Below are 24,940 nucleotides of genomic sequence, written 5' to 3'. Positions count from 1 at the left end.
GGTAGCGATCCCTCACATCGGCCAGTAGATGTCCGAACAGTAGTCTTCGGGGATGCTTTCCAGGCGGGAGAGCGCCAGCGCGATCGCCATGATCTGCAGATGCTTGATGTGGATCTCGCGCGGCATGTCGATGCCGGTCGCGAGCGCACGCGTACGATGGTGCTCGTAGTCGAGCCCCGACAATCTCCGTCGCGCCTCTGCTTCCACATCGCGGATGCCGACCGGTGCCTTGCCGTATTCGGCATCGCGATTGCTGACCAGTCTCAATCCCATTTTGCGCCCCGGACAATGAACCCGTGACCATGATGACGGAAACGGCGCATTTCTCAATTCGCAGAAATGAGGAGCAAAACCTTGGATGGCAGTGCCGCGTCCGAGAGGAAACCGCGCGGCCTCTCAGCTCTCCTCGGTGTCTGGAACGTTGCGCCTCAGTTCGTCCAGCCAGAGGCGCGCGTTGCCATCCGACGGGGCTCGCCAGTCGCCGCGCGGCGAGAGCGAGCCGCCGGACGTGACTTTCGGGCCGTTCGGCGACGCGGAACGCTTGAACTGGCTGGTCGTGAAAAAGCGGAACAGGAAGGCTTCCAGCCATTTGCGGATCGTGGCGAGATCGTAGGCGCCACGGCTTTCCACCGGGAAGCCCGTGGGCCATGCGCCGGCCTTCTCGTCATGCCAGGCATGCCAGGCGAGAAAGGCGACTTTGGAGGGCTTCAAGCCGAAGCGGGTGATGTAGTAGAGAGCGAAATCGTGCAGCGCATAGGGGCCGATCTTGTCCTCCGTGCTCTGGATTGCACCGCTTTCATCGGCTGGCACCAGTTCCGGCGAGATGACGGTATCGAGAACCTCGCCGAGCGTGGCATTCGTCTCGGGATCGAACAGATCCTTGGCGATGATCCAGCGAATGAGGTGCTGGATGAGGGTCTTCGGCACGGAGGCGTTGACGTTGTAGTGGCTCATGTGGTCGCCGACGCCATAGGTGGACCAGCCGAGCGCGATTTCGGAAAGGTCGCCGGTACCCAGCACCAGCGCGTCATAGCGATTGGCGGCACGGAAGAGGAAATCCGTGCGCAGGCCTGCCTGCACGTTTTCGAATGTGATGTCGTAGACCGGCTTCCCCTCGGCGTAAGGGTGCTTCAGGTCCTTCAGCAGCTGTTCCGCCAGCGGTTTTATGTCGATCTCGTCGGCGGTAATGCCGAGCGACCGCATCAGCTTCCAGGCGTTCGTCTTGGTCACGTCGCCGGTGGCAAAGCCCGGCATGGTGAAGCCGAGAATGCCGGAGCGCGGCAGGCCCAGCTGGTCGAAGGCACGAGCGGCCACGACGAGCGCATGGGTGCTGTCGAGGCCACCGGAGACACCGATGCAGATTTTCTTGATACCGGTCGCCTGAAGCCGCTTCATCAGCCCCTGAACCTGAATGTTGTAGGTCTCGTAGCAATCCTGATCGAGCCGGGCGGGATCGGCGGGCACGAAGGGATAGCGCGAGATGCCGCGCTCGAGCCCGATATCGCTTCGATCCGGCTCGAACAGGAATTCGACCGTGCGGAAGGTCCGGTCTTCGCGATGCTGGTGGTTGGCAGCGTCGTTGAAGGTGCCCGTGCGCAGGCGTTCGAGCAGCAGCCGGTCGACGTCGATGTCGGCCACGCACATCTGGGGGCCGCTTGGAAAGCGTTCCGTTTCGGCCAGGAAATTGCCGAGTTCGTAAATGCAGGCGTGACCGTCCCAGGCGAGGTCGGTCGTCGATTCCCCGGGACCGGCCGCTGCATAGACATAGGCGGCAAAGCAGCGGTTGGACTGGGAGCCGGCGAGCTCCCGGCGCGTTTCGGCCTTGCCGACCGTGATGTTGCTCGCCGACAGATTGGTGAGGATCAGCGCGCCCGCGAGCGCGCCGAAATCGCTTGGCGAGGCAGCAATCCAGACATCCTCACAGATCTCGATATGAAAGACGAAGCCGCGAACGTCGGTTGCGGAGAACAGCAGGTCCACGCCGAACGGCACCACCTGGCCCGCAACCGCGATGGTCTCGCCACGAATGTCGCGGCCGGCAGCGCACCAGCGTTTCTCGTAGAACTCACGATAGTTCGGCAGATAGCTCTTCGGCACGACACCGAGGATGCGGCCACGGTGGATGGCAAGGGCGCAATTGTAGAGGCGGCCGTTCTTCGGGATCGGCGCGCCGACGAGGAGGACGGGCGAAAGCACGCGGCTTTCTTCCACCACACGGGCGAGCGCCATGTCCACCGCCTCGTGCAGCGCCGCCTGACCCAGCAGATCATCGAGCGTGTAGCTGGAAATGCAGAGTTCGGGAAAGACCATCAGACCGACGGAACGGGCATGTCCGTCACGCGCCAGCGCGATCACCTGTTCGGCGTTGAATGCGGGGTCGGCAACCTCGCAACGCGGCGTGCAGGCTGCAACGCGAACAAAACCCTGATCATAGGCTGAGAAGAAATTCACCGGCACGCATCCCGTGTTGATCGCTGTCGCAACCATACTTAAGGCAGGCGGAGGTTCCGGAAAAGGCTTTGCGTTCTGCTTTACAGGCCTATCAGGCCTGCTTGATCAGCTTGGCGGTCTGCTCCGGCGCCGGCGTCGTCACCTCGTGCAGCCATTCGCGCCAGATGGCGACGATCAGCGCCATGAGCACCGGACCGACGAAGAGGCCGAGGAAACCCATCGTCTTCACGCCACCCACGAGGCCGAAGAACGTCGGCAGGAACGGCAGCTTGATGGGGCCGCCGACAAGGCGCGGGCGAAGTGTCTTGTCGACGATGAAGAGCTCGATCGTGCCCCAGGCAAAGAGTGCGAAACCCGCAACCGGTGCGCCGCTGGCCAGCAGATAGACGGAAACGAGCGTGAAGCACAGCGGTGCGCCGCCCGGAATGAGCGCCATGAAGCCCGTAATGATGCCGAGGGTGACCGGTGACGGCACGCCGGCGATCCAGTAGGCCACGCCAAGCACGATGCCCTCGCCGATGGCGATGAGACCCATGCCGGTGACGGTGGAGGAGATGGTGAGCGGCACGATGCGCGACACCCGCTCCCACCGCATGGGGAGAATACGCTCGCCGAGCTTGTCGAGTTGCGCCACGAATTTCTCGCCATCGCGATAAACGAAGAACAGCGTGATGAGCATGAAGAGCAGCGTCAGCAGCGAGCGCGCAGCCCCTGCCCCGACGACGAGAGCGCCGCGATAGATGCTGCCGATGTTCGAGCCGCTGACCAGCTGCACGAGTTCGCCGAGCGCACCGGGGTGACCGACATATTTTGCCCATTGCACGCCGAGCCAGGCGCCGCCGAGCGGCAGTTGCAGCACCCAGGCAGGCACGTCCGCTCCGACGGAATTGGCCTCGACCGCCCAGCCGACCCAGCCACGGAACTCATCGACCGCATAGATCGCGGCGAAGGTGACGGGGGTCACGATGAAGGCGACGACGAGAATAATGGCGATCGTGGCGCCGATCGTGCGGTTGCCGTTCACGGCCACCAGAAGGCGACGGTAGAGCGGCCAGCTGGCAAAACCGATGACGACCGCAGCCAGAACCGGCACAAGGAAGCCGTGAAAGAAATAGGCACCGGCAAGGAGAATGAACACGAGCAGCCAGCGCGCAGCCGATGCGGGGCCAACCAGGGCCGAGCGATCATAGGCCGGACGACCGAATAGCCGCGGCTCTGCAGGCTGGTTTTCCAATTCGCGATGGCGCACCCGGTACCTCCGTCAGGCTTCCGCCTGCAATTTCCTCATCCACTCTCTATAACAGTCGAATGGCAAGGGCGGGATGACAATTCTATAAACCGAGCCAAAATATGGCGATCTTCCCAAAGCACTCCCGGCAAGCTTTATCAGGCGCGGCGGGATGTGCGCTCGACGGAGACGGAAACCGCGAAAATCCCGATGCCGAAAACGGCCATGACAGCGCCGACGAGGCCGGTGGAGGTCCAGCCATAACCCGCCGCGATGGCCACGCCGCCGAGCCAGGCACCGAGCGCGTTGGCAAGGTTGAAGGCGGAGTGCATGAGGGCCGCAGCGAGCGTCTGTGCATCGCCCGCCACATCCATCAGGCGGGTCTGCATGGCCGGCACCATCAGGAAGCCAAATCCGATGGAGAGAATGTTGAACATCGCCATCGCAGGCGAATTCATCGTGACGTAGAACAGCAGCAGCGCCGCGAGATTGAAGACGAGCCCGATGCCGATCGCTTTGAGCAGCGACCAGTCGGCGAGCCTCGCGCCGATAATGTTGCCCAGGATCATGCCCGCACCGAAGACGGACAGCATCAGCGGCACGCTGGAGAGCGACAGGCCCGCCACGTCCGTCAGGGCCGGCGTGATGTAGCTGAACGTCGCAAACATTCCGCCACAGCCGATGGCGCAGATGCCGAGGGTCAGCCAGACCTGAAGCTTCTTCAACGCACCGAGTTCGCGCAACGGCGAAGACGCGGCATTGCCCCGATCCTTCGGCACGAAGAAGACGGTGAGCACGATGGTCAGCAGGCTGATGCCGCCGACGATGGCGAAGGCCGAGCGCCAGCCGAGCGCCTGTCCGAACCACGCCGCAAGCGGGGTACCGAGCAGCGTGGCGATGGTGAGCCCCATCATGACGCGACCGATGGCGCGCCCCCGCTGGTGCGGCGCGACCATGCCGGCGGCCACGAGTGCGGCAACGCCGAAATACGCCCCGTGCGGCAAGCCGGCCAGGAATCGCGCCGTGACCAGCAGACCGAAGGACGGCACCAGCGCGCTGGCGATATTGCCAAGCGCGAACAGGGCCATGAGCGTCAGGAGTACGGTATGTCGAGCGTATCGTGCCGCGATGACGGCGATGAGCGGAGCCCCGACGACGACGCCGAGCGCATAGGCGCTGATGACGATGCCAGCCCGGGGAACGGATACACCGAGATCCCCGGCAACCTGGGGCAGCAGACCCATAATGGCGAATTCACCCGTACCGATGCCGAAGCCGCCGACCGCCAGCGCGACCTCCGCCATGGACACGCCACCGAAGCGGGCAACGGAATGAGAGGGAAGCACGGTATCGGACATGACGTTTGACCTTGCGGCGAGACCGCAGGGGGTCTCAGGGAGAGCGCGACAGCCGGCGCGGAACGTTATCGATCCACGCCGTCAACCACCGGCCTAAACCTTATCAACCTTCGTCGCAAAGGCCTGATGGTTTAGCCATGCGCTCACGGAACAGGACCCATGCCTCTCCGACATGACTTATTGACGCTTACGTGTAGGTCATATAATTCTGAGGGCACTTGAAGACGCTGCTGAAGAGCATAGACTTCGACACCTGCCCACTCGGGAGAAGTGGGCATTTGGAGGATGCCGGCGAACACAAGCGCCGGCGCAGGAAGGACGAACATGCCCGATACGGCCGGCCGGACACAATCAATGTTGCCTGACAGGCCTTGGCTTGCCTCCTATCCCGCCGGAATGCCGGCAGAAATCGCTTCCAGCTCCCATACGTCTCTCGGCAACATGTTCGAGACGTCATGCACGAAATACGCGGATCGTCCGGCCTATACCTGTATGGGCACGACGATCACTTTCGGCGCGCTGGCCCGGACCGTCGATGCCTTCGCCGCCTATCTGCAATCGACGGGGCTGAAACAGGGCGACCGCGTGGCCGTCATGATGCCGAACGTATTGCAGAATCCGGTGACGATCTTTGCGATCCTGCGGGCAGGCCTCGTCGTCGTCAACGTCAACCCGCTCTATACGCCGAGGGAACTCGAGTATCAGTTGAAGGACAGCGGCGCCAAGGCCATCGTCGTCCTCGAAAACTTCGCCCACACCGTCGAACAGGTGGCGTCCAAGACATCGCTCCAGCACATCGTCGTCGCATCGATGGGCGACCTGCTCGGTGCCAAGGGCTTTCTTGTCAATGTCATCGTCCGCCGCGTGAAAAAGCTGGTTCCGGCCTGGACGCTGCGCAATCATGTCAAATTCAACACGGCCATCGCCAAAGGCAAACGCCTGACGCTTGCCAAACCCGACATCAAGGCCGCTGATATCGCGTTCCTTCAGTATACCGGTGGAACGACGGGTGTTTCCAAGGGCGCCGTTCTGACGCATGCCAACCTTCTGGCAAATGCGGCGCAGATGAGCCTCTGGATCGACACGGCCTTCGTCAACAAACCGAAGCCCGACACGCTCGTCTTCCTCTGTGCGCTGCCGCTCTATCATATCTTCGCGCTCACCGTGAACGGGCTGATGGGACTGGTCCTGGGTGGCCACAATATTCTTATTCCAAACCCGCGTGACATCCCGTCGCTGGTCAAGGAATTCGGCAGTCACAAGGTGACGATCTTCCCGGGCCTGAATACGCTTTTCAATGCTCTTCTGAACAATGGTCCGTTCCGCGCTCTCGATTTTTCGTCGCTCGTCCTCACCTTCGGCGGCGGCATGGCCGTGCAGCGGCCGGTGGCCGAGCGGTGGGAAAAGGTAACGGGCTGCCCGATCAAGGAAGGCTATGGACTTTCCGAGACGTCGCCGGTCGCAACCGCCAACCGCCTCGACCTGCCGGACTTTACCGGAACGATCGGTCTGCCCCTCCCCTCGACCGAAATCGAGATCCGCAACGAGGCTGACCAGAACGTGCCGATCGGCGATATCGGCGAGATCTGCATTCGCGGACCGCAGGTCATGCCCGGCTACTGGAACAAGCCGGAGGAAACCGCGCAGGCGATCTCCAAGGACGGCTTCTTTCGCACCGGCGATATCGGCCGCATGAGCCCGGAGGGGTTGATCAAGATCGTGGACCGCAAGAAGGACATGATCCTCGTCTCGGGCTTCAACGTTTTCCCGAACGAGATCGAGGAAGTGGTGATGTCCTATCCCGGTGTTCTGGAATGTGCCGCCATCGGCATTCCCGATGCGCATTCCGGGGAAGCCGTGAAGCTGTTCGTCGTTCGCCGCGACCCCGACGTCACCGAAGCCGAGATCCGGGCGCATTGCAACGACGGCCTGACCAACTACAAGCGCCCGCGCATTATCGAATTCCGCGATGACCTGCCGAAGTCCAATGTCGGCAAAATTCTCCGCAAGGAACTGCGCACATAAGACGTACGGGCGGTCGGATGCCTTCCATGAATATCCGCACGCCCGTGAAATTCGGGCGCCGAGGCTTGATTTGCGGTGACCAAACGCACTAGCTATCGCGGCTGATAAGAACCATTGAAGGCATGTCCGGATGAACGGCCCGAGGCCCTGACCGGAACTGCCGAAGGAGCCGATGATGAAAGCGCTGGTCGAAGAGCTGAAGAGCACCGCCACCGAGACAGACGCCACCGATATTCGTGCAGCCTTCGCTGCCGATCCGCAGCGCTTCCAGCGCTTCTCCGTGACACTCGACGACATCCTGTTCGACTACTCGAAATGCGCCGTGAACGAGCGCGTCCTGGACGGCCTGGAGGCGATCGCCAAGGCGGCCCGCGTCGCTGAAAAGCGCGACGAGATGTTTGCCGGCAAGCCGATCAACTTCACCGAGGGCCGCGCCGTTCTCCACACGGCGCTGCGCAACCGGTCGAACACGCCGGTCATGGTCGATGGCCGCGACGTCATGCCGGACGTCAATGCCGTGCTGGATGCCATGGGTACCTTTTCCGACAAGGTCCGCAACGGCGAATTGACCGGTGCAACGGGCAAGAAGATCACCGACATCGTCAATATCGGCATCGGCGGATCGGATCTCGGCCCTGTCATGGCCACGCTGGCGCTGGCGCCGGAACATGACGGCCCCCGCACCCATTTCGTCTCCAACATCGACGGCGCCCACATTGCCGATACGCTGAAGCTGCTCGATCCGGAAACGTCCCTGTTCATCGTCGCGTCGAAGACATTCACGACGATCGAAACGATGACCAATGCGCAGACGGCACGCGCCTTCATTGCCGCGGCGCTCGGCGAAGAGGCCGTCGGCCACCATTTCTGCGCCGTCTCCACGGCGCTCGACAAGGTCGCGGCCTTCGGCATCGCCAGCGACCGCATCTTCGGTTTCTGGGATTGGGTCGGCGGACGCTACTCCATCTGGTCGGCCATCGGCCTGCCGCTGATGATCGCCATCGGCAAGGAAAAATTCGGCGAGTTCCTGGCCGGGGCGCATGCGATCGACGAGCATTTCAAGACCGCACCGCTGCGTCAGAACCTGCCGATGCTGCTCGGCCTGATCGGCTACTACCATCGCAACGTGCTTGGCTATCCCTCCCGCGCCATTCTTCCCTACGACCAGCGCCTGTCGCGCTTCCCGGCCTATCTCCAGCAGCTCGATATGGAATCGAACGGCAAGGGCGTGACGCTGGATGGAACGCCGGTCGAGGGCAACTCCGGACCTGTGGTCTGGGGCGAGCCGGGCACCAATGGGCAGCATGCGTTCTACCAGCTGATCCACCAGGGTACGACGGTCATTCCGGCCGAGTTCATGATCGCCGCCAACGCGCATGAGCCGACGCTGCGCCATCAGCACGACCTCCTAATCGCCAATTGCCTTGCCCAGTCGGAAGCCCTGATGAAGGGTCGGACGCTGGAAGAGGCGAAGGCGCAGCTGACAGACAAGGGTATGGACGATGCCAAGGCCGATCACATCGCGCCGCATCGCGTGTTTACCGGCAACCGCCCGTCGCTGACCATCGTCTACGACAAGCTGACGCCCTTCGCGCTTGGCCGCCTCATCGCGCTCTACGAACACCGGGTCTTCGTGGAAGGGGCACTGTTCAACATCAACTCCTTCGACCAGTGGGGCGTGGAGCTCGGCAAGGAACTGGCGACGGGCCTCTTGCCTGTGGTGGAAGGCAAGGAAAGTGCCGATGGCCACGACAGCTCGACGGTCGGCCTCGTAAAGGCGCTGCTCGCAGCCAAGAAGTAACGCACCGTCATCATCGACACTCGGCTCCTGCGATAGAGATCTTCCCCCACGGGAGGAGATCTCTCCACTCACCATTGTCCGCAAGCTCTTGCAGGCTCCCTGACCTCATCCAAAACTGTTGCCCCGCGGCGACACCGGCCGGCTTTCCGCCGACTTGCCTTTGTTTCCGGGAAACGTGATCGAATCTCACCTTGTGCCTGTGCTTCCGGGGGGTAGAGATCAGGGCTCACCGGGGCACTGCATATGACACCGACCGACATCGCCGATCCGTTTTCGCGCCGCACCTTCCTGCTCGGCGCACTTTCCTCTGCCGCTATGATAGCCGGCTGTACGACCTCGACCGGCGTGCGCACGCCGCCGGTGCCGCCGGTCATCAGCCGCCCGATCCTGCCGCCAACGGAGGAAGACCTTGCAGTCATGTACGGCGCGGTGGAAGATGACGGCATTCTGATCCCCGCCATCCCCTACCGTGAGATCGATCCCCGCTTCTATCGGCAGCGCGTGGCCAACACGACGGGCGAGCCGGAAAACACCGTCGTCGTGGATACGCCCGGCCGGTTCCTCTACATCACCGAGCCCGGCGGCACGGCCATGCGCTACGGCGTCGGCATCGGTCGCGAGGGTTTTGCCTGGCAGGGCGAAGGTACCATTCACTGGCGTCAGCACTGGCCGCGCTGGAAGCCACCGAACGAGATGGTTGCGCGCCAGCCGGAGCTTGCCCGCTATTCCATCGAGAACGGCGGCATGGAGCCGGGCCTGAAGAACCCGCTCGGCGCGCGTGCGCTGTATATCTTCCAGAACGGACAGGACACGCTGTACCGGCTGCACGGCAGCCCGGAATGGCGCTCGATCGGCAAGGCCGTCTCCTCCGGCTGCGTGCGCCTGATAAATCAGGACATCATCGACCTCTACACGCGCGTGCCGTATCACGCGCGCATCGTCGTGCATCAGTAGGACCATCGTCGGCGCGCCTTCGAACATGGCGCGCCGTCAGAACATCTCGGTTACAAGCCGATCTCGTAGGCCCAGGGCGGATTGGCGCCGGCGCGGGAGACCGTGACGGAAGCGGCCTTCGCGCCGAGAGCCAAGGCAGCCTGGATGGCCTCATCGCTCAGGTTCGCCACGGCGTCCTTCGTCAGCAGATTGTTCATTTTCAGCGAGGCCAGGATGCCAGCGTCGAACGTATCGCCGGCGCCGACCGTATCGACGACCGTTACCTTCTCGCCGGGAACGGAAACCTTGCCGCGTGCCGTATAGGCATCGGCACCATCAGCGCCCTTGGTGATGACGACAAGCTTCGGGCCGCGGGCAAGCCACTGCCCGACAAGCGTTTCGTGATCCCCCTCCTCACCGAACCAGTCGAGATCCTCGTCGGAAAACTTCACGATATCCGACATGGCGGCCATGCGCAGCATGCGCGCCTTATGGGCTTCCGCATCCTTGATGAAGCCCGGGCGAATGTTCGGATCGAACGAGATCACGCGCTTTTCGTGCTCCCGCGTCATCAACGCCTCGTAGGTCGAGCCGCAGGGTTCGGGGATCAGGCTGATGGCGCCGAAGTGGAGCGCTTCACAGACATCGCCAAGCGCCGGCAGATCGGCTTCGGTGATCATGCGGCCGGCGCTGTTCTCATCGAAGAAGGCGTAGGTTGCCGAACCGTTGACCAGCTTCACCACGGCGAGCGTCGTGTGAAGATCCGATGTGGCCGAAGGTGTGAAATCGACATTGCTGCTCTTCAGCGTGTCGCGGAGAATATCGCCGAACATATCGCTGGACAGACCGGTGAAGAAGCCGGTGGGAATGCCGAGGCGGCCGAGCGCGATCGCCGTGTTGAAGATCGCACCGCCTGCATAGGGCGCAAAGGCAGGTTCGCCGAGCGTGGATTCGCGCGGCAGCATATCGATCAGGGCTTCGCCGCAGCAGATGATCATGTTTCTTCCTCTTGGGACGTCAGGTGTTGCGAAAATAGTTCTGTCGGTGGATCAGCCTCCCGGGAGGCTCAGCCCGCCAGGGTGGAGACACCACCGTGTCGGCCCGACCACTCGAGCGGCGCATCGAGGAAGGCCTCGACGCTTGCCAGCGTGTCCGCATCGAAAAGCTTGTCTTCCCGGGCCACGGCCAGCACATTGCGCCATGTCGCGATGTTATGGAGCGTAATGCCCTTCTTGGCCATGTTGGCGCGGCCCTCGGGAAAGATATCGTAGTAGAACAGAGCCATGCCGTGATCGACGACCCCGCCGGCAGCCCGGATGGCATCGATGAAGGTGAACATGGAGACGCCGGCCGTCGTCAGGTCCTCGATGACGAGGACGCGAGCGCCTTCCGGCATGTGGCCCTCGATCTGGTTCGTCCGGCCATGCCCCTTCGGCGCCTTGCGCACGTAGATCATCGGCAGCGCCAGGCGCTCGGCCAGCATCGCGGCAAAGGGGATGCCCGCCGTCTCGCCGCCGGCGATCACGTCGAATTTTTCAAAGCCCGCCTCGCGCATGACGGTGACGGCCGCGAAATCCATAACGGCAGAGCGGATGCGCGGATAGGAAATCAGCTTGCGGCAGTCGATGTAGACCGGGCTCGCCATGCCGGAGGCGAGCTTGTAGGGCTGGTCGGCCCGGAAGTGCACCGCCTTGATCTCCCACAGCATTTTCGCCAGCAGTTCGGCCATGACGGCTTTATCGGGGAAGGATGTGGGGATCATGATGGGGTTCCTTGGTGTCGAAGGCTCAGAGCGTGGCGGCAGGCGGCGAAGGTTCCTGCGTCAGGACCTCTGCTCGCAGAATGTGATGCGGTTGGCGAAGGGATCCGTAACCGTGACCTCCAGTCCCCAGGGGACGGTTTCGAGACCCGGCTTCATGTAGGCATAGTTGCGGCCGGCAAGCTCGGCCTGCAGCGATGTCGCGTCCCCTACAGGCACGAAGATGCGGGTGCCGGGCGTCGTGTCGCCCGCATGTTCGCTCAGGTGAAGCGTCAGCCCATCCCGCGAGACCTGTCCGTAGAGCGGCATGGTCTCGCTGAAGCGATGCTCCCAATCCAGCTTGAAACCGAGAAAGCCCAGATAGAACTCCATGGCCTTCTCCACCGAGAAGATCCGGAAGATCGGGATCGCCGGCTTGATGCCGACCTCGGCGCGCTCGTCAGCCATGCGCGTCCTCCACAGCCCAGTGCAGCGGAAACATCGGATCGAACACCGTCACGGGACCGGCCCCCGTCTCGATCTTTGCGGGATACGCTACCGCCTCGTCGCGGCGGACGAGCGTGATCGTGTCCTCGTTGACCGGCAGGCCGTACCACGCGGGACCATTGCGGGATGCGAAGGCTTCAAGCTTTTCGAGCGCACCTTCCTGCTCGAAAACATGCGCGAGGCAACTCATCGTGTTCACAGAGGTATAGACGCCGGCACAGCCGCAGGCGCATTCCTTCAGCGGGTCGACATGCGGGGCGCTGTCGGTGCCAAGGAAGAATCTCGTATCGCCGGACGTTGCGGCCTTGCGCAGCGCCAGCCGGTGCACCTCGCGCTTGGCGACGGGGAGGCAGTAATAATGTGGGCGGATGCCGCCGACGAGCAGAGCGTTGCGATTGATGATCAGGTGGTGCGTGGTGATCGAGCCGGCGAGGTTCTTGTCGGCGTTTTTGATGTAATCGACGCCATCCTGCGTCGTCACGTGCTCCATCGTCACCTTGAGGTCCGGCAGGCGACGGCGCAAGGGGTCGAGGACCGTTTCGATGAAGACGGCCTCACGGTCGAAGATATCGACCTCCGGCGTCGTGACTTCGCCGTGTACGCAGAGCGGCAAGCCGATCTCGGCCATCTTCTCCAGCACCGGCATGACCTTTTCGAGGTCACGGACGCCACCATGCGAATTGGTCGTGGCACCGGCGGGATACAGCTTGACGGCGTGGATGAGCCCGCTTGCCTTGCCCTCGGCAACGTCGGCTGCCTCCGTGTGCTCCGTGAGATAGAGCGTCATCAGGGGCTCGAAACGGTCGCCCGCAGGAAGGGCAGCGAGGATGCGGGCGCGGTATGCCTCGGCGTCTGCCGTGGTCACAACGGGCGGCACCAGATTGGGCATGATGATGGCACGGGCGAAATGGCGGCTGGTGTCGGGCAGGACGCCTTTCAGCATGTCGCCGTCGCGCAGATGAAGGTGCCAATCGTCAGGTCGGCGGATGGTGAGGGTGGTCGTCTGGTGGTCGCTCATCGTCTGCCTGTCCTCCAGCGGATATACGCGAGCCCCTAAGGGCCCGAGACGTTCCGCATTGCTCGCGGTCGTGTCGCCCTGCTCGGGGCTCGGGCTGCCTGCTCCCGTTTGCCTCATCGAGCCGCTGATGACAATGGCCAGATGGCCTCTCCGATCACGGCTCCTCGAAAACCTCGAGCGTGACATCCGCTGGTCTGGAGCCATTGCAGATGCGCTCTCCGTTCGGCAGGTCGTTTCCATAGAGTTTCCAGCGGATGGCCTCTTCGTCGAGGCCGTAATGGATCCAGCGCTCGCGCAGCCGTTCCTCCAGCACCGCATAGGCCGGACCCACGAAGATCGTGAGGTCGAAAAGCGGCGCGAGCCGTTTCCACGGCGCCTCGTCCAGCAGCAGATAGTTGCCTTCGGCGAGGATGAAGCGGGTCTCCGGCGCAACGGCGCGGGCCGATGCGATGGCGATCTCGCGGGAGCGGTCGAAGACCGGCACCAGCACCTCCTCGTCACCCCGACGCACGGCCGTGACGATATCGAGGAAGCCGCGCACGTCGAAAGTTTCCGGCGCGCCCTTGCGTTTCAGCAGGCCGCGTTCCTCAAGGATGCCGTTGTCCAAATGGAAGCCGTCCATGGGCAGGATGGCCGATGTTTCGCCACGTGCCGCAAATTCGGCATGCAGCGCATCGGCCAGCGTCGATTTGCCGGCACCCGGAGGGCCGGCAATCGCGACGATGAAACGGGCGGCACCTGCCGCCCGGTCGAGAACGAGATCGGCAATCTCGCCAACGGTCCGTGTCATGCCGCCAGCGCCTCGCGCGGGGGTTCCTTGGCGCCGGTCATGAAGGCCACGGCATCCGACATCGTATAATCCTTCGGATTGATGACGCAGAGGCGCTTGCCGAGACGATGGATGTGGATGCGGTCGGCAACCTCGAAGACATGCGGCATGTTGTGCGAAATCAGCACGATCGGCATGCCGCGCGAGCGTACGTCGAGGATCAGCTCCAACACGCGCCGGCTTTCCTTGACGCCGAGGGCTGCCGTGGGCTCATCGAGAATGACGAGCTTGGAGCCGAAGGCTGCGGCACGGGCTACGGCCACGCCCTGACGCTGACCGCCGGAGAGCGTTTCCACGGCCTGGTTGATGTTCTGGATGGTCATCAGGCCGAGTTCGGACAGCTTGTCGCGCGCGAATTTCTCCATCGCACTCTTGTCGAGCATGCGGAAAACGGAGCCGAGAACGCCGGGTTTGCGGATCTCGCGGCCGAGAAACATGTTGTCGGCAATCGACAGCGCCGGCGATACGGCAAGGTTCTGGTAGACGGTCTCGATGCCGGCCTTCTGCGCCTCGATCGGCGACTTGAAGCTGATCAGCTGGCCGTCCAGGCGGATCTCGCCTTCATCCGGCTTGATCGCGCCGGAGATCGCCTTGATCAGCGAGGACTTGCCGGCACCGTTGTCGCCGATGACAGCGAGGATCTCGCCCTTGTGCAGATCGAAATCCGCATGATCGAGGGCGGTGACCCGGCCATATCGCTTGACGAGACCGCGGCCGGTGAGGATGGGAGCTTCGGAATAGGAGGGCGCGTTCATCAGCCGGCTACCTTTCTGATCCACTGGTCGATTGCAACGGCGGCGATGATGAGCACGCCGATCATGAGATAGGTCCACTGCGGATCCGTGCCGACGAGGCGCAGGCCGAGCTGGAAGACGCCGACGATGAGCGCCCCGAACAGCATGCCCATGATGGAGCCGCGCCCGCCGAAGAGCGAGATGCCGCCGATCACGACCGCCGTAATGGATTCGATGTTGGCGAACTGGCCGGCCGTGGGCGAGACGGAACCGATACGACCGATGAGAGCCCAGCCGCCGAGCGCGCAGATGACGCCGGAGATCGTGTAGACGGAGAGCAGCATGCGCTTGACGTTGACGCCGGCAAGTTCGGCGGCCACCGGATCATCGCCCACGGCATAAAGATGGCGGCCCCAGGCGGTCTTGTTCAGCACGTACCAGAGCAGCATGACGAGCAGGAACATGGCAAAGACGCCATAGGTGAACACCGCGCCGCCGAGACGGACGGGTTCAGCGAAGAACTTGAGGAGCGGCGCGGTCGCCTCGATATCCTGGCTGCGGATCGTCTCGTTGGCCGAATAGAGGAAGTTGGAGGCGAGAATGATCTGCCACATGCCGAGCGTGACGATGAAGGGCGGCAGCTTCATGCGGGCAACCAGCCAGCCGTTGATCGCGCCGCAGGCGGCACCGACGGCGAAGCCGCAGAGAATGGCGAGTTCCGCCGGAAGACCGTAGCGGAACACGAACTGCCCCATGACGACGGAGGAGAGCACCATGATGGCACCGACCGAGAGATCGATGCCGGCCGTCATTATGATCAGCGTCTGCGCCGCACCGATAATGCCGGTGATGGCCACCTGCTGAAGGATCAGCGTCAGGGAGAAGGCGGAAAAGAACTTGGATCCGAGGATCGAGCCGAAGACGACCAGCGACAGCACGAGCACGATCAACGGCACGGCCGAGGGGCGCGAATGCAGGAAATGCTGGAAGTGCTGGACAGGTGTCTTGCGGTCTGTGTCGAAAGACGCAACCGTCTTGGAACTTCCGGACAGGACGGACTCGTAGTCCTGCGAGGGCCGCGCAGCGGCTGTTGGCTCGCTCATCAATATATCCTCCGCTTGGCGGCCTGTGCGGATGACCTCAAGGGAGAGGTCGCGCAAGACCGGGCGCTTCGTCGGGATGACGGGTCAAGATTGGCATGTTTGAAAAAAGGGCGGCCGAAGCCGCCCCTCGCATCGTGGATCGGCGTGGGGCTCAGCCCCAGCACTTGTCCGTGCCGGCCTTGACGTCGATGGATTCGACGCCTGCGGCAGGCTTGCCGGTGACGAGCGAGACGCCCGTGTCGTAGAAGGCCTTGCCGGGGGTCGGCTGCGGCTTTTCGCCGGTATCGGCGAACTTCTTGATGGCCTCGACGCCGAGCGCCGCCATCTGCAGCGGGTACTGCTGCGAGGTCGCACCGATGACGCCATCCTCGACGTTCTTGATGCCGGGGCAACCGCCATCGACGGATACGATCAGCACGTCCTTCTCGCGGCCGACGGCCTTGAGCGCTTCGTAGGCGCCGGCAGCGGCCGGCTCGTTGATCGTGTGAACGACGTTGATGGTCGGATCCTTCTGGAGAAGGTTTTCCATGGCGGTACGACCGCCTTCTTCGTTGCCGTTGGTGATATCGTGGCCGACGATGCGTGCATCGTCCTCGTCGCCGATCTTGTTCGGGTCCTTGGGGTCGATGCCAAAGCCCATCATGAAGCCCTGGTCGCGCATGACGTCGACGGAAGGCTGCGAAGGCGTCAGATCGAGGAAGGCGACCTTGGCATCCTTGGCGGCATCGCCCAGGGTGGCAGCGGCCCACTGGCCGATCAGCTTGCCGGCGAGAAGGTTGTCGGTCGCAAACGTCGCGTCGGCGCTATCGGCCGGCTCGAGCGGCGTGTCGAGAGCGATGACGAGGAGGCCGGCGTCGCGGGCCTGCTTGACGGTGGGGACGATGCCCTTGGTGTCGGAAGCGGCGATCAGGATACCCTTGGCGCCATCGGCGATGCAGGTTTCGATGGCCGCAACCTGGCTTTCGCTATCGCCGTCGATCTTGCCGGCATAGGCCTTGAGCGTGACACCCAGTTCCTTGGCCTTGGCTTCGGCGCCTTCCTTCATCTTGACGAAGAAGGGGTTCGTATCCGTCTTGGTGATGAGGCAGACCGTCGTGTCGGCAGCCTGTGCCGAGCCCGCGAAAACGACGCCGAGCGCCAGCGCGCCGATACCGGCGGTAACGAGATTCTTCATGGATATCCTCCCAAGGATCAAAATGTTGAGCCGGGTTCCCGGCCCGTCAGGCTTCGCGATCGTTACGTCCTCCGCAATAAACCGCGCTTCCGTCAGTCAGGAAATACTAAACGATTTTGCCTGTCAATAACTAAATCAAATTGATTTATTAAAAACCTGTGGCATTCTCTGCCTGTCGATTGTGCAATCGCATGCCAAGCATGCAGAGAAAAGCACAGGGACGGTTCCGGTGAGGCGCCGGAATGGGAGGACGTGGAATGACCGATTTTACCGAGCAGGAGACGCTGCCTGTCATGCCCGATGTCGTTGACCCGGCAGGCGGGGCAAATCAGACGCGTGTGCGGGCTCACAACGAGCGCCTCGTCATGTCGCTCGTCAGGCGCCATGACGGGCTGTCGAAGGCGGATATCGCGCGGCGATCGGGCCTATCGGCGCAGACGGTATCGGTGATCATGCGCGCGCTGGAGAAAGACGGGCTTCTCATTCGCGGCGAGCCGACACGCGGGCGCGTCGGGCAGCCATCGGTGCCCATGCATCTCAATCCGTCCGCCGTATTTTCCTTCGGCGTCAAGATCGGCCGGCGCAGCGCGGATCTCATCCTGATGGATTTCGTCGGCACCATCCGCCTCAACCTGCACCAGCCCTATCCCTACCCGATGCCGGACGACATTCTCGCCTTCATCACGGACGGCGTGGCGAAGCTCGAGCGGATGCTGAGTGCCGGCGAACGCTCGCGGATTGCCGGCATCGGCATTGCCACGCCGTTCGAACTGTGGAACTGGGCGCCCGAAGTCGGCGCGCCGAGCGAGGCGATGGAAAGCTGGCGACATTTCGATCTGCAGGCTGCCGTGTCCGATCGCACGTCTTACCCTGTCTACCTGCAGAACGACGCGACAAGCGCCTGCGGGGCCGAACTCGTGTTCGGTGTCGGCGCGAACTATCCGGACTTCATCTATTTCTACATCGGCTCCTTCATCGGCGGCGGTATCGTGCTGAACTCCGCGCTGTTTTCGGGACGCACGGGAACGGCCGGAGCGCTCGGCCCCTTGCAGGTGCCGGGTCGCGATGGGCGCACGCAACAGCTTCTCAAGGTCGCTTCCATCTTCGTGCTGGAGAACATGCTGCGGGAGCGCGGCATTGATGCGCGGCCTCTCTATTACACCGCGGAGGAGTGGGTCGATTTCGGAGCGGCGCTGGAGGACTGGATTGTCCAGACGGCCGAGGCGCTCGCCCGCGCCATCATCTCCGCCGCCTCGATCATCGATTTTGCCGCGGCCGTCATCGACGGCGGCTTTCCCGGCTGGGTGCGCGCGCGCATCGTTGCCGCGACGCGCGCGGCCGTCCAGGACCTCGACCTGCAGGGCGTGATCGTGCCCGATATCATCGAAGGTGCGGTCGGCTCCGAGGCACGCGCCATCGGCGGAGCGAGCCTGCCGCTTTTCTCACGCTATCTTCTCGACACCAATGTTCTCTTCAAGGAACCTGCCTGATGCTGAAAGGTCTTTCTCCTCTCCTGAGCCCCGACCTGCTCGCAACGCTTCGCGCCATGGGTCATGGCGACGAGATCGCCATCGTCGATGGCAACTATCCTGCACTCGAACACGCCCGCCGCCTGATCCGTCTCGATGGCCACGGCGTGGTGCCGGTGGTCGATGCCATCCTCAGCGTCATGCCGATCGACGATTTCGTCGATGAAGCAATCTTTCGCGCGACGGTGAAGCAGGATCGCGACCTTCTCGACCCGGTGCACGAGGAACTGATTGCCTGCTGTGCCCGGCACGAGCCGGAACGGGCCGTCGTGCCGCTGCTCGGGTCGGATTTCTATCCGCGTGTGAAGGCTGCCCATACCGTGGTGCAGACCAGCGAGCCGCGCCTTTATGGCAACATGATCCTGCGCAAGGGCGTCATCTATCCCGCATAATACGCCGTTGATAAACGATAAAACCCGCCGGACTTTCGATCCGGCGGGTTTTTCTTTGACGTGATGACAAGAGATCAGGCGCGGCGGGCGTCGACCGAAAGGGCGCCGGGACCGAAGGCTGCGAGCACCAGGAAACCGCCAGCCATGGCGAAATTCTTCTGGAAATTGATCATCTGGTTCATTTCGGCAAAGTTGAAATGCGCAATGAATGCCGTTGCGATGCAGAAGGCGGCGAGGACATAGGCCGTTGGGCGCGTGAAGAAGCCGACGAGAATGAAGATGCCGCCGACGAGTTCGACGAGCGAGACGATGGTGGCAGTGACCATCGGAACCGGCAGGCCCTGGCCAGCGAAGTAGCCGGCGGTTCCCGACAGGTTGCTGATCTTGCCGAAGCCGGAAACGATGAAGATGATGGAGAGGAGGATGCGTCCGACGAGGACGATGGCGCTGGTGGACATGGGGCGGAGCTCCGTTGAGGAAGAAGATGCCTCAGCTTTAGCAGCAATGTATGACGAACATAGCCCATAGCCCGACGACACATCGTTCACGTGGAGTGAACGACCTCCGCCAACCGTCAACCGCCACTGCCAAGCCACGCAACTGAAGTCGGCACTCCGCGCCGACCCGAGGCGAGCTACCGGATCTCGCCTGCCTGCGGACCCCAGGTATCTGTCAGCGCAAAACCATCCGCCAGCGGATCGAAAGGATCGAGGGCGACCTGATGCAAGCCGAACGTCCAGCCGCGGCCCGAGATGGTGGGGATGATGGCCGGGCGGCCGGCGACCTCGGTAACGCTTTCCAGCCCGACTTCGAACTCGGAGCCGATGATCGAGCGGGACTTGAACACATCGCCGGGTTTTGCAAGTCCGCGCGCGTGAAGGGTAGCGAGGTTGGCGGAGCTGCCGGTGCCGCAGGGAGAGCGGTCGACGCGACCCGGCCACATGGTCGTGCAGGTGCGCACCGTGCCGTCGGCTTCGGTGCTGCGGAACATGACATAGGCGACGCCGGAAATCTCCGGGATCTCGGGATGAACCGTCGGGATGGTGCGGTTGACGATGTCCTTGATGATCATCCCGGCCTCCACGATCGCGCGGGCATTGGCTTTCTCGATCGTCGTGCCGATCTGGTGAACGTCCACGAGGGCATAGAAGATGCCGCCATAGCAGAGATCGACCTTGATCGTGCCCCATTGCGGCGTTTCCACCTCGACATCCAGCGCCTGCACGAAGGACGGGGTCATCGTCAGCTTGACGCGCTCGCAGCGGCCATCGCGGCAGGTCGCCGTCGCCTTGACGAGACCGGCGGCGGTATCGAGCATGACGACCGTCTCCGGCTCCTTCATCTCGACGATGCCGGATTCGAGCAGCGCCGTGGTAACGCAGATGGAGTTGGAGCCGGACATGGCATGCGCCTGATCGGCCTGGAGAATGATGAAGCCGGCATCGGCTTCCGGACGCTTGGCAGGCACGAGCAGGTTGACCGAACCGATGGAGGCCGCGCGCGGCTCCAGGCAGAGGAACCGCCTGAGGCTGTCATCCACCGTATTGATGTGATGAAGCTGCTCGGCGATCGTGTTGCCCGGAATTTTCGGCACGCCGCCAATGGCGACCTTCCCGATTTCGCCTTCGCAATGAACATCCAGCAACTGGATCGTACGCTTCCATCTCATTGGTCGAACTCCTCGCGTGCCGTCATGTCGCGTCACCTGGCGACAAAATGTGTACAGAGCTATTTACGCCTGTTCACGGCTATTGCCTAGAGACCTTCTTCCATCCCGCGTTTGTTTCAGAGCCTATCAGCGGCATGGCGCGGCATGCCGTTGCGTGCTAGATTTCTCCCTATGATGCCTGCCGTTCCTACCGAAGATTTCGACTGCCAGAGCTGCGGCGCCTGCTGCTCCTACTCCGCCGACTGGCCGCGCTTCTCGATGGAGAGCGACAAGGAGCTGGCGCGGATCCCGGAAGAGTTCGTCTCGGCGGATCTCGGCGGCATGCGGTGCGAGAATGACCGGTGCGCGGCTCTGTCCGGCGTGCTGGGGCAGCATGTCGGTTGCGGCATCTACGATATCAGGCCGATCGTCTGCCGCACCTGCATGCCGGGTGACGATGAATGTCTGACGGCCCGGCAGGCTTTGTCGGCGCATGTCCTGCTTTAGGCATTCCGACGGAGTATTTTGAGGATCTCCGCATGAATCGCGCCCGAAAGGGCCTTCAGGCGTGGATGATGAGGCATTCCTCCGTTTTTTCCGGATGGAGATACGGGCTCATCGAGGGTACTCTTCGCACACCGTTCGACACGACCGCATCCTCCTGTTTTCGCACCGAAAAGGCCTCCCGATGATCCAGACGTCGCCGAAGTCCACCCTTGACACGATGCCGCTTCCTTTCGAGGCTTTCGCACCTCCCCTCGCCGCTCCGACGCCGCTTCGTGCCGCCGTCACGCGCGCCTATCGTCAGCCGGAGACGAGCTGTGTCGCTGCTCTGCTGGAACAGGCGACGCTGCCGGACGACATGCGCATGCAGGCTGCCAAGACGGCGCGAGGGCTGATCACCGCATTGCGGGCCAAGCACAAGGGCTCCGGCGTCGAGGGGCTGGTGCATGAATATTCGCTGTCAAGCCAGGAGGGTGTGGCGCTGATGTGCCTTGCCGAAGCCCTGCTGCGCATTCCCGATACGGCGACGCGCGATGCGCTGATCCGCGACAAGATCGCGACAGGCGACTGGCGTTCGCATGTCGGCGGCGGGCGCTCGCTCTTCGTCAACGCGGCCACCTGGGGGCTCGTCGTCACCGGCAAACTGACATCGACCGTCAACGATCGGGGGCTTTCGGCAGCGCTCACGCGCCTCATCGCGCGGGCCGGCGAGCCGGTCATTCGCCGCGGCGTCGACATGGCCATGCGGATGATGGGAGAGCAGTTCGTCACGGGCGAGACGATCGAGGAGGCGCTGAAGCGCGCTCGCCCTCTGGAAGCCCGCGGCTTCCGCTATTCCTACGACATGCTCGGTGAGGCCGCAACGACGGCGGCCGACGCCAAGCGCTACTATGCGGACTACGAAAACGCGATCCATGCCATCGGCAAGGCCGCAGCCGGCCGGGGGATCTATGAGGGTCCCGGCATTTCGATCAAGCTCTCGGCGCTGCATCCCCGCTATGTCAGGGCGCAGGCGGCGCGCGTGATGGACGAACTGCTGCCGCGCGTGAAGGCGCTGGCGCTGATTGCGAAGCGTTATGACATCGGCCTCAACATCGACGCCGAGGAAGCCGACCGGCTGGAATTGTCGCTCGACCTTCTGGAAGCCCTGCGGCTCGACCCGGAACTTTCCGGCTGGCATGGTGTCGGCTTCGTCGTTCAGGCTTATGGCAAGCGGTGCCCGATGGTGCTCGATGTCGTGATCGACCTTGCCCGTCGCTCCGGCCATCGCATGATGGTCCGCCTCGTCAAGGGCGCCTATTGGGATGCCGAGATCAAGCGGGCGCAGGTGGACGGGCTCGAAGACTTCCCGGTCTTCACGCGCAAGATCCATACCGACGTTTCCTACATCGCCTGCGCGCGCAAGCTGCTTGCGGCCAAAGACGTGATCTTTCCGCAGTTCGCCACGCACAACGCGCAGAGCCTTGCGACCATTCATGCCATGGCCGGCCCGGATTTCACCGTCGGCGACTATGAGTTCCAGTGCCTGCATGGCATGGGCGAGCCGCTGTACGACGAGGTCGTGGGTGCCGACAAGCTCAACCGGCCGTGCCGCATCTATGCGCCTGTGGGCACGCACGAAACCCTGCTCGCCTATCTCGTGCGCCGCCTGCTGGAGAATGGTGCCAACTCGTCCTTCGTCAACCGCATCGCCGATCCTGCCGTGTCCGTGGATGAACTGATCGCCGATCCGGTGGAGATCGTGCGCGGCATGCCCTCCCCCGGCGCGTCGCATGACAAGATCCGCCTGCCCGCAGCGCTCTATCCCGGCCGCAGCAATTCGGCAGGCCTCGATCTCTCCTCGGAGACGACGCTGGCGATGCTGTCGGAAACCTTCGTCAAGGGCGCGACGGCCGACTGGACGGCCGTACCCATGCTCGCGGGCGACACGCCAGCCGGTCAGGCGCGGCCCGTCGAGAACCCCGGCGACCGGCGCGACCATGTCGGCACCGTTATCGAGGCTTCGGACGCAGATGCGGTGCAGGCGGTAGCGCTTGCCGCGGATGCCACCGCCCGGTGGGGCGCGACGCCTCCGGCCGAGCGTGCCGCCTGCCTGTCGCGTGCCGCGGATCTGATGCAGGCCCGCATGCCCGACCTCCTCGGTCTCATCATGCGCGAGGCCGGAAAATCGGCACCGAACGCCATCGCCGAAGTGCGCGAGGCGATTGACTTCCTGCGCTATTACGCGGAACAGGCCGGCCGGACGCTCGGTCCGGCGCATGGGGCCCTTGGCCCGATCGTCTGCATCAGCCCATGGAATTTCCCGCTGGCCATCTTCACCGGGCAGATCGCCGCAGCCCTCGTTGCCGGCAATCCGGTGCTTGCCAAGCCCGCCGAGGAAACGCCGCTGATCGCCGCCGAAGGCGTGCGCCTGCTGCATGAGGCCGGCATTCCGAGAGATGTCCTGCAGTTCCTGCCGGGCGACGGGCGCGTGGGTGCGGCCCTCGTCGGGGCGGATGGCGTTGCCGGCGTGATGTTCACCGGATCGACGGAAGTGGCGCGGCTCATCCAGGCCCAGCTTGCAGGACGGCTCTCGCCCGAGGGCAAGCCGATCCCTCTGATCGCCGAGACGGGCGGGCAGAATGCCATGATCGTCGATAGCTCGGCCCTTGCCGAACAGGTGGTCGCCGACGTCATCGCGTCTGCCTTCGACAGCGCCGGACAGCGCTGCTCTGCTTTGCGCGTCCTCTGCCTGCAGACGGATGTTGCCGACCGCGTGCTGACCATGCTGAAGGGTGCGCTGCACGAACTCGACATCGGCCGCACCGACCGGCTGTCCGTCGATGTCGGACCGGTGATTTCATCCGAGGCGAAGGAGACGATCGACAGGCATATCGCCGCGATGCGGAGCATCGGTGCGCGCGTCGAGCAGATCGCCATGCCGGAGGCGACCGCTCAGGGCACCTTCGTCGCGCCGACGATCATCGAAATCACGAAGCTCTCCGACCTCGTCCGCGAGGTGTTCGGACCGGTGCTCCATGTCCTGCGCTATGAGCGGGACGATCTCGACCGGCTGATCGACGACATCAACGCGACCGGCTACGGCCTGACGTTCGGCCTGCACACGCGCCTCGACGAGACCATTGCGCATGTGACGAGCCGGGTGAAGGCGGGCAATCTCTACGTCAATCGCAACATCATCGGCGCGGTCGTGGGCGTGCAGCCCTTTGGCGGGCGCGGTCTTTCAGGTACGGGACCGAAAGCTGGCGGACCGCTCTATCTCGGACGCCTCGTCCGCGTTGCGCCGGTTCCACCGCAGGTCAGCTCCGTCCACATCGATCCGGCGCTGCACGACTTCTCCAAATGGCTCGATGGACGCGGCCTGAAGGCGGAAGCGTCCGACGCCCGCGACACGGGCAGCCTGTCCCCGCTCGGCCTCGTCAGCGAGATGCCGGGCCCGGTCGGCGAGCGCAATCTCTATGCGCTGCATCCGCGCGGGCAGATCCTTCTGGCGCCGCAAACGCTGGAAGGCCTGATCCGTCAGATTTCGGCCGTGCTGGCGACTGGCAATACCGGCGTCATCGACGCGGCTTCAGGCCTCGAAGGCGATCTGGCTGCCTTACCGGCGAGCGTTGCGACGCGGCTGTCCTTTGTCCAGGACTGGGCACAAGCCGGCCCGTTTTCGGGCGCGTTGGTCGAAGGGGATGCGGACCGGGTAAAGGCGGTGAACCGGACCATTGCCGGCTTGCCGGGTCCGCTCGTTCTCGTGCAGGCGGCGACCACGGAAAGCCTGATTGGCAATCCGGATGCCTACTGCCTCAACTGGTTGCTGGAGGAGGTCTCCACCAGCGTCAATACGGCCGCGGCCGGCGGCAATGCCAGCCTGATGTCGATCGGCTGACGAAGGATACTCCGTGAGCCGGGACGATCATGCGTCGTTCCGGCTCTTTGTCCTTCCTCGGACGGATTTCAACGCTGCGGAATTTGCC

20 protein-coding genes and 1 pseudogene are annotated in these 24,940 nt (G+C 63.4%); 7 read left to right on the top strand and 14 right to left on the bottom strand.

Annotated features, from left to right (window positions below; genetic code table 11):
- Positions 1 to 12: 12 nt before the first annotated feature.
- The 4 genes from BSG19_RS07455 to BSG19_RS07440 all read right to left on the bottom strand — a co-directional run bounded on the left by BSG19_RS07455 (position 13) and on the right by BSG19_RS07440 (position 5,037).
- Positions 13 to 273 carry a hypothetical protein gene (locus BSG19_RS07455; RefSeq protein ID WP_092986394.1) on the bottom strand — a complete coding sequence of 87 codons (261 nt, stop codon included), beginning with the start codon at positions 271 to 273 and terminating at the stop codon, positions 13 to 15.
- A 123-nt stretch (positions 274 to 396) separates the two neighbouring features.
- Positions 397 to 2,451, bottom strand: a complete 2,055-nt coding sequence (locus BSG19_RS07450; protein WP_092987296.1) for an NAD(+) synthase — start codon at positions 2,449 to 2,451, stop codon at positions 397 to 399.
- 91 nt (positions 2,452 to 2,542) lie between these two features.
- A complete protein-coding gene (locus BSG19_RS07445; RefSeq protein WP_092986392.1) occupies positions 2,543 to 3,700 on the bottom strand; it encodes an AI-2E family transporter in 1,158 nt (385 codons plus the stop codon).
- 137 nt (positions 3,701 to 3,837) lie between these two features.
- Positions 3,838 to 5,037 (bottom strand): MFS transporter, encoded by a 1,200-nt coding sequence (locus BSG19_RS07440; protein ID WP_092986390.1) that lies wholly within the window; start codon positions 5,035 to 5,037, stop codon positions 3,838 to 3,840.
- A 324-nt stretch (positions 5,038 to 5,361) separates the two neighbouring features.
- Here BSG19_RS07440 and BSG19_RS07435 point away from each other — a divergent pair, with 324 nt between their 5' ends.
- From BSG19_RS07435 to BSG19_RS07425, 3 genes are all read left to right on the top strand, one after another.
- Positions 5,362 to 7,062, top strand: coding sequence for a long-chain-fatty-acid--CoA ligase (locus BSG19_RS07435; protein WP_092986388.1), 1,701 nt, complete (start codon positions 5,362 to 5,364; stop codon positions 7,060 to 7,062).
- A gap of 175 nt (positions 7,063 to 7,237) precedes the next feature.
- Complete coding sequence (gene pgi, locus BSG19_RS07430; protein ID WP_092986386.1) at positions 7,238 to 8,863, top strand: glucose-6-phosphate isomerase; 1,626 nt, start codon at positions 7,238 to 7,240, stop codon at positions 8,861 to 8,863.
- Between the two features lie 243 nt (positions 8,864 to 9,106).
- Complete coding sequence (locus BSG19_RS07425) at positions 9,107 to 9,817, top strand: L,D-transpeptidase (protein WP_092986384.1); 711 nt, start codon at positions 9,107 to 9,109, stop codon at positions 9,815 to 9,817.
- A gap of 50 nt (positions 9,818 to 9,867) precedes the next feature.
- Here BSG19_RS07425 and BSG19_RS07420 read toward each other — a convergent pair whose 3' ends face one another.
- The 8 genes and pseudogenes from BSG19_RS07420 to BSG19_RS07385 form a co-directional block, all read right to left on the bottom strand.
- The gene (locus BSG19_RS07420; RefSeq protein WP_092986382.1) at positions 9,868 to 10,794 is read right to left on the bottom strand and encodes a carbohydrate kinase family protein; all 927 of its coding nucleotides are present in this window, start codon (positions 10,792 to 10,794) and stop codon (positions 9,868 to 9,870) included.
- Positions 10,795 to 10,862: 68 nt separating this feature from the next.
- Positions 10,863 to 11,558, bottom strand: a complete 696-nt coding sequence (locus BSG19_RS07415) for an orotate phosphoribosyltransferase (protein ID WP_092986380.1) — start codon at positions 11,556 to 11,558, stop codon at positions 10,863 to 10,865.
- A gap of 60 nt (positions 11,559 to 11,618) precedes the next feature.
- Positions 11,619 to 11,987: pseudogene (locus BSG19_RS07410) on the bottom strand (glyoxalase superfamily protein); the annotation flags it as partial.
- A 7-nt stretch (positions 11,988 to 11,994) separates the two neighbouring features.
- On the bottom strand, positions 11,995 to 13,059 hold the full coding sequence (gene pyrC, locus BSG19_RS07405; protein WP_092986378.1) for a dihydroorotase: 1,065 nt from the start codon (positions 13,057 to 13,059) through the stop codon (positions 11,995 to 11,997).
- Between the two features lie 154 nt (positions 13,060 to 13,213).
- Positions 13,214 to 13,849 (bottom strand): nucleoside triphosphate hydrolase, encoded by a 636-nt coding sequence (locus BSG19_RS07400; RefSeq protein WP_092986376.1) that lies wholly within the window; start codon positions 13,847 to 13,849, stop codon positions 13,214 to 13,216.
- On the bottom strand, positions 13,846 to 14,643 hold the full coding sequence (locus BSG19_RS07395) for an ATP-binding cassette domain-containing protein (RefSeq protein ID WP_092986374.1): 798 nt from the start codon (positions 14,641 to 14,643) through the stop codon (positions 13,846 to 13,848). Before BSG19_RS07395 ends, BSG19_RS07400 begins: the two co-directional genes overlap by 4 nt.
- On the bottom strand, positions 14,643 to 15,725 hold the full coding sequence (locus BSG19_RS07390) for an ABC transporter permease (protein ID WP_092986372.1): 1,083 nt from the start codon (positions 15,723 to 15,725) through the stop codon (positions 14,643 to 14,645). Before BSG19_RS07390 ends, BSG19_RS07395 begins: the two co-directional genes overlap by 1 nt.
- Before the next feature lie 151 nt (positions 15,726 to 15,876).
- Entirely contained in the window at positions 15,877 to 16,899 is a 1,023-nt protein-coding gene (locus BSG19_RS07385; protein WP_092986370.1) for a sugar ABC transporter substrate-binding protein, read from the bottom strand.
- Between the two features lie 257 nt (positions 16,900 to 17,156).
- On the opposite strand from BSG19_RS07385, the gene BSG19_RS07380 reads away from it, so the two are divergent.
- The gene (locus tag BSG19_RS07380) at positions 17,157 to 18,389 is read left to right on the top strand and encodes an ROK family transcriptional regulator (protein WP_092986368.1); all 1,233 of its coding nucleotides are present in this window, start codon (positions 17,157 to 17,159) and stop codon (positions 18,387 to 18,389) included.
- The gene (locus BSG19_RS07375; RefSeq protein ID WP_092986366.1) at positions 18,389 to 18,820 is read left to right on the top strand and encodes an RbsD/FucU family protein; all 432 of its coding nucleotides are present in this window, start codon (positions 18,389 to 18,391) and stop codon (positions 18,818 to 18,820) included. The genes BSG19_RS07380 and BSG19_RS07375 overlap by 1 nt, the downstream gene beginning before the upstream one ends.
- Positions 18,821 to 18,894: 74 nt before the next feature.
- Here BSG19_RS07375 and BSG19_RS07370 read toward each other — a convergent pair whose 3' ends face one another.
- A complete protein-coding gene (locus BSG19_RS07370) occupies positions 18,895 to 19,278 on the bottom strand; it encodes a DoxX family protein (protein WP_092986364.1) in 384 nt (127 codons plus the stop codon).
- A gap of 176 nt (positions 19,279 to 19,454) precedes the next feature.
- Positions 19,455 to 20,489, bottom strand: coding sequence for a proline racemase family protein (locus BSG19_RS07365; RefSeq protein ID WP_092986362.1), 1,035 nt, complete (start codon positions 20,487 to 20,489; stop codon positions 19,455 to 19,457).
- A 171-nt stretch (positions 20,490 to 20,660) separates the two neighbouring features.
- Here BSG19_RS07365 and BSG19_RS07360 point away from each other — a divergent pair, with 171 nt between their 5' ends.
- Both BSG19_RS07360 and putA read left to right on the top strand, forming a co-directional pair.
- The gene (locus BSG19_RS07360; RefSeq protein ID WP_092986360.1) at positions 20,661 to 20,975 is read left to right on the top strand and encodes a YkgJ family cysteine cluster protein; all 315 of its coding nucleotides are present in this window, start codon (positions 20,661 to 20,663) and stop codon (positions 20,973 to 20,975) included.
- Positions 20,976 to 21,192: 217 nt separating this feature from the next.
- Complete coding sequence (gene putA / locus BSG19_RS07355; protein ID WP_170865909.1) at positions 21,193 to 24,852, top strand: trifunctional transcriptional regulator/proline dehydrogenase/L-glutamate gamma-semialdehyde dehydrogenase; 3,660 nt, start codon at positions 21,193 to 21,195, stop codon at positions 24,850 to 24,852.
- Positions 24,853 to 24,940: the final 88 nt, after the last annotated feature.

The organism is Rhizobium sp. NFR03 (assembly GCF_900111275.1).
In the GTDB taxonomy this organism is placed as follows: Bacteria; Pseudomonadota; Alphaproteobacteria; order Rhizobiales; family Rhizobiaceae; genus Ferranicluibacter.
The sequence above is the reverse complement of the archived record's forward strand: the minus strand, read 5'-3'. Positions and strand labels throughout refer to the sequence as shown.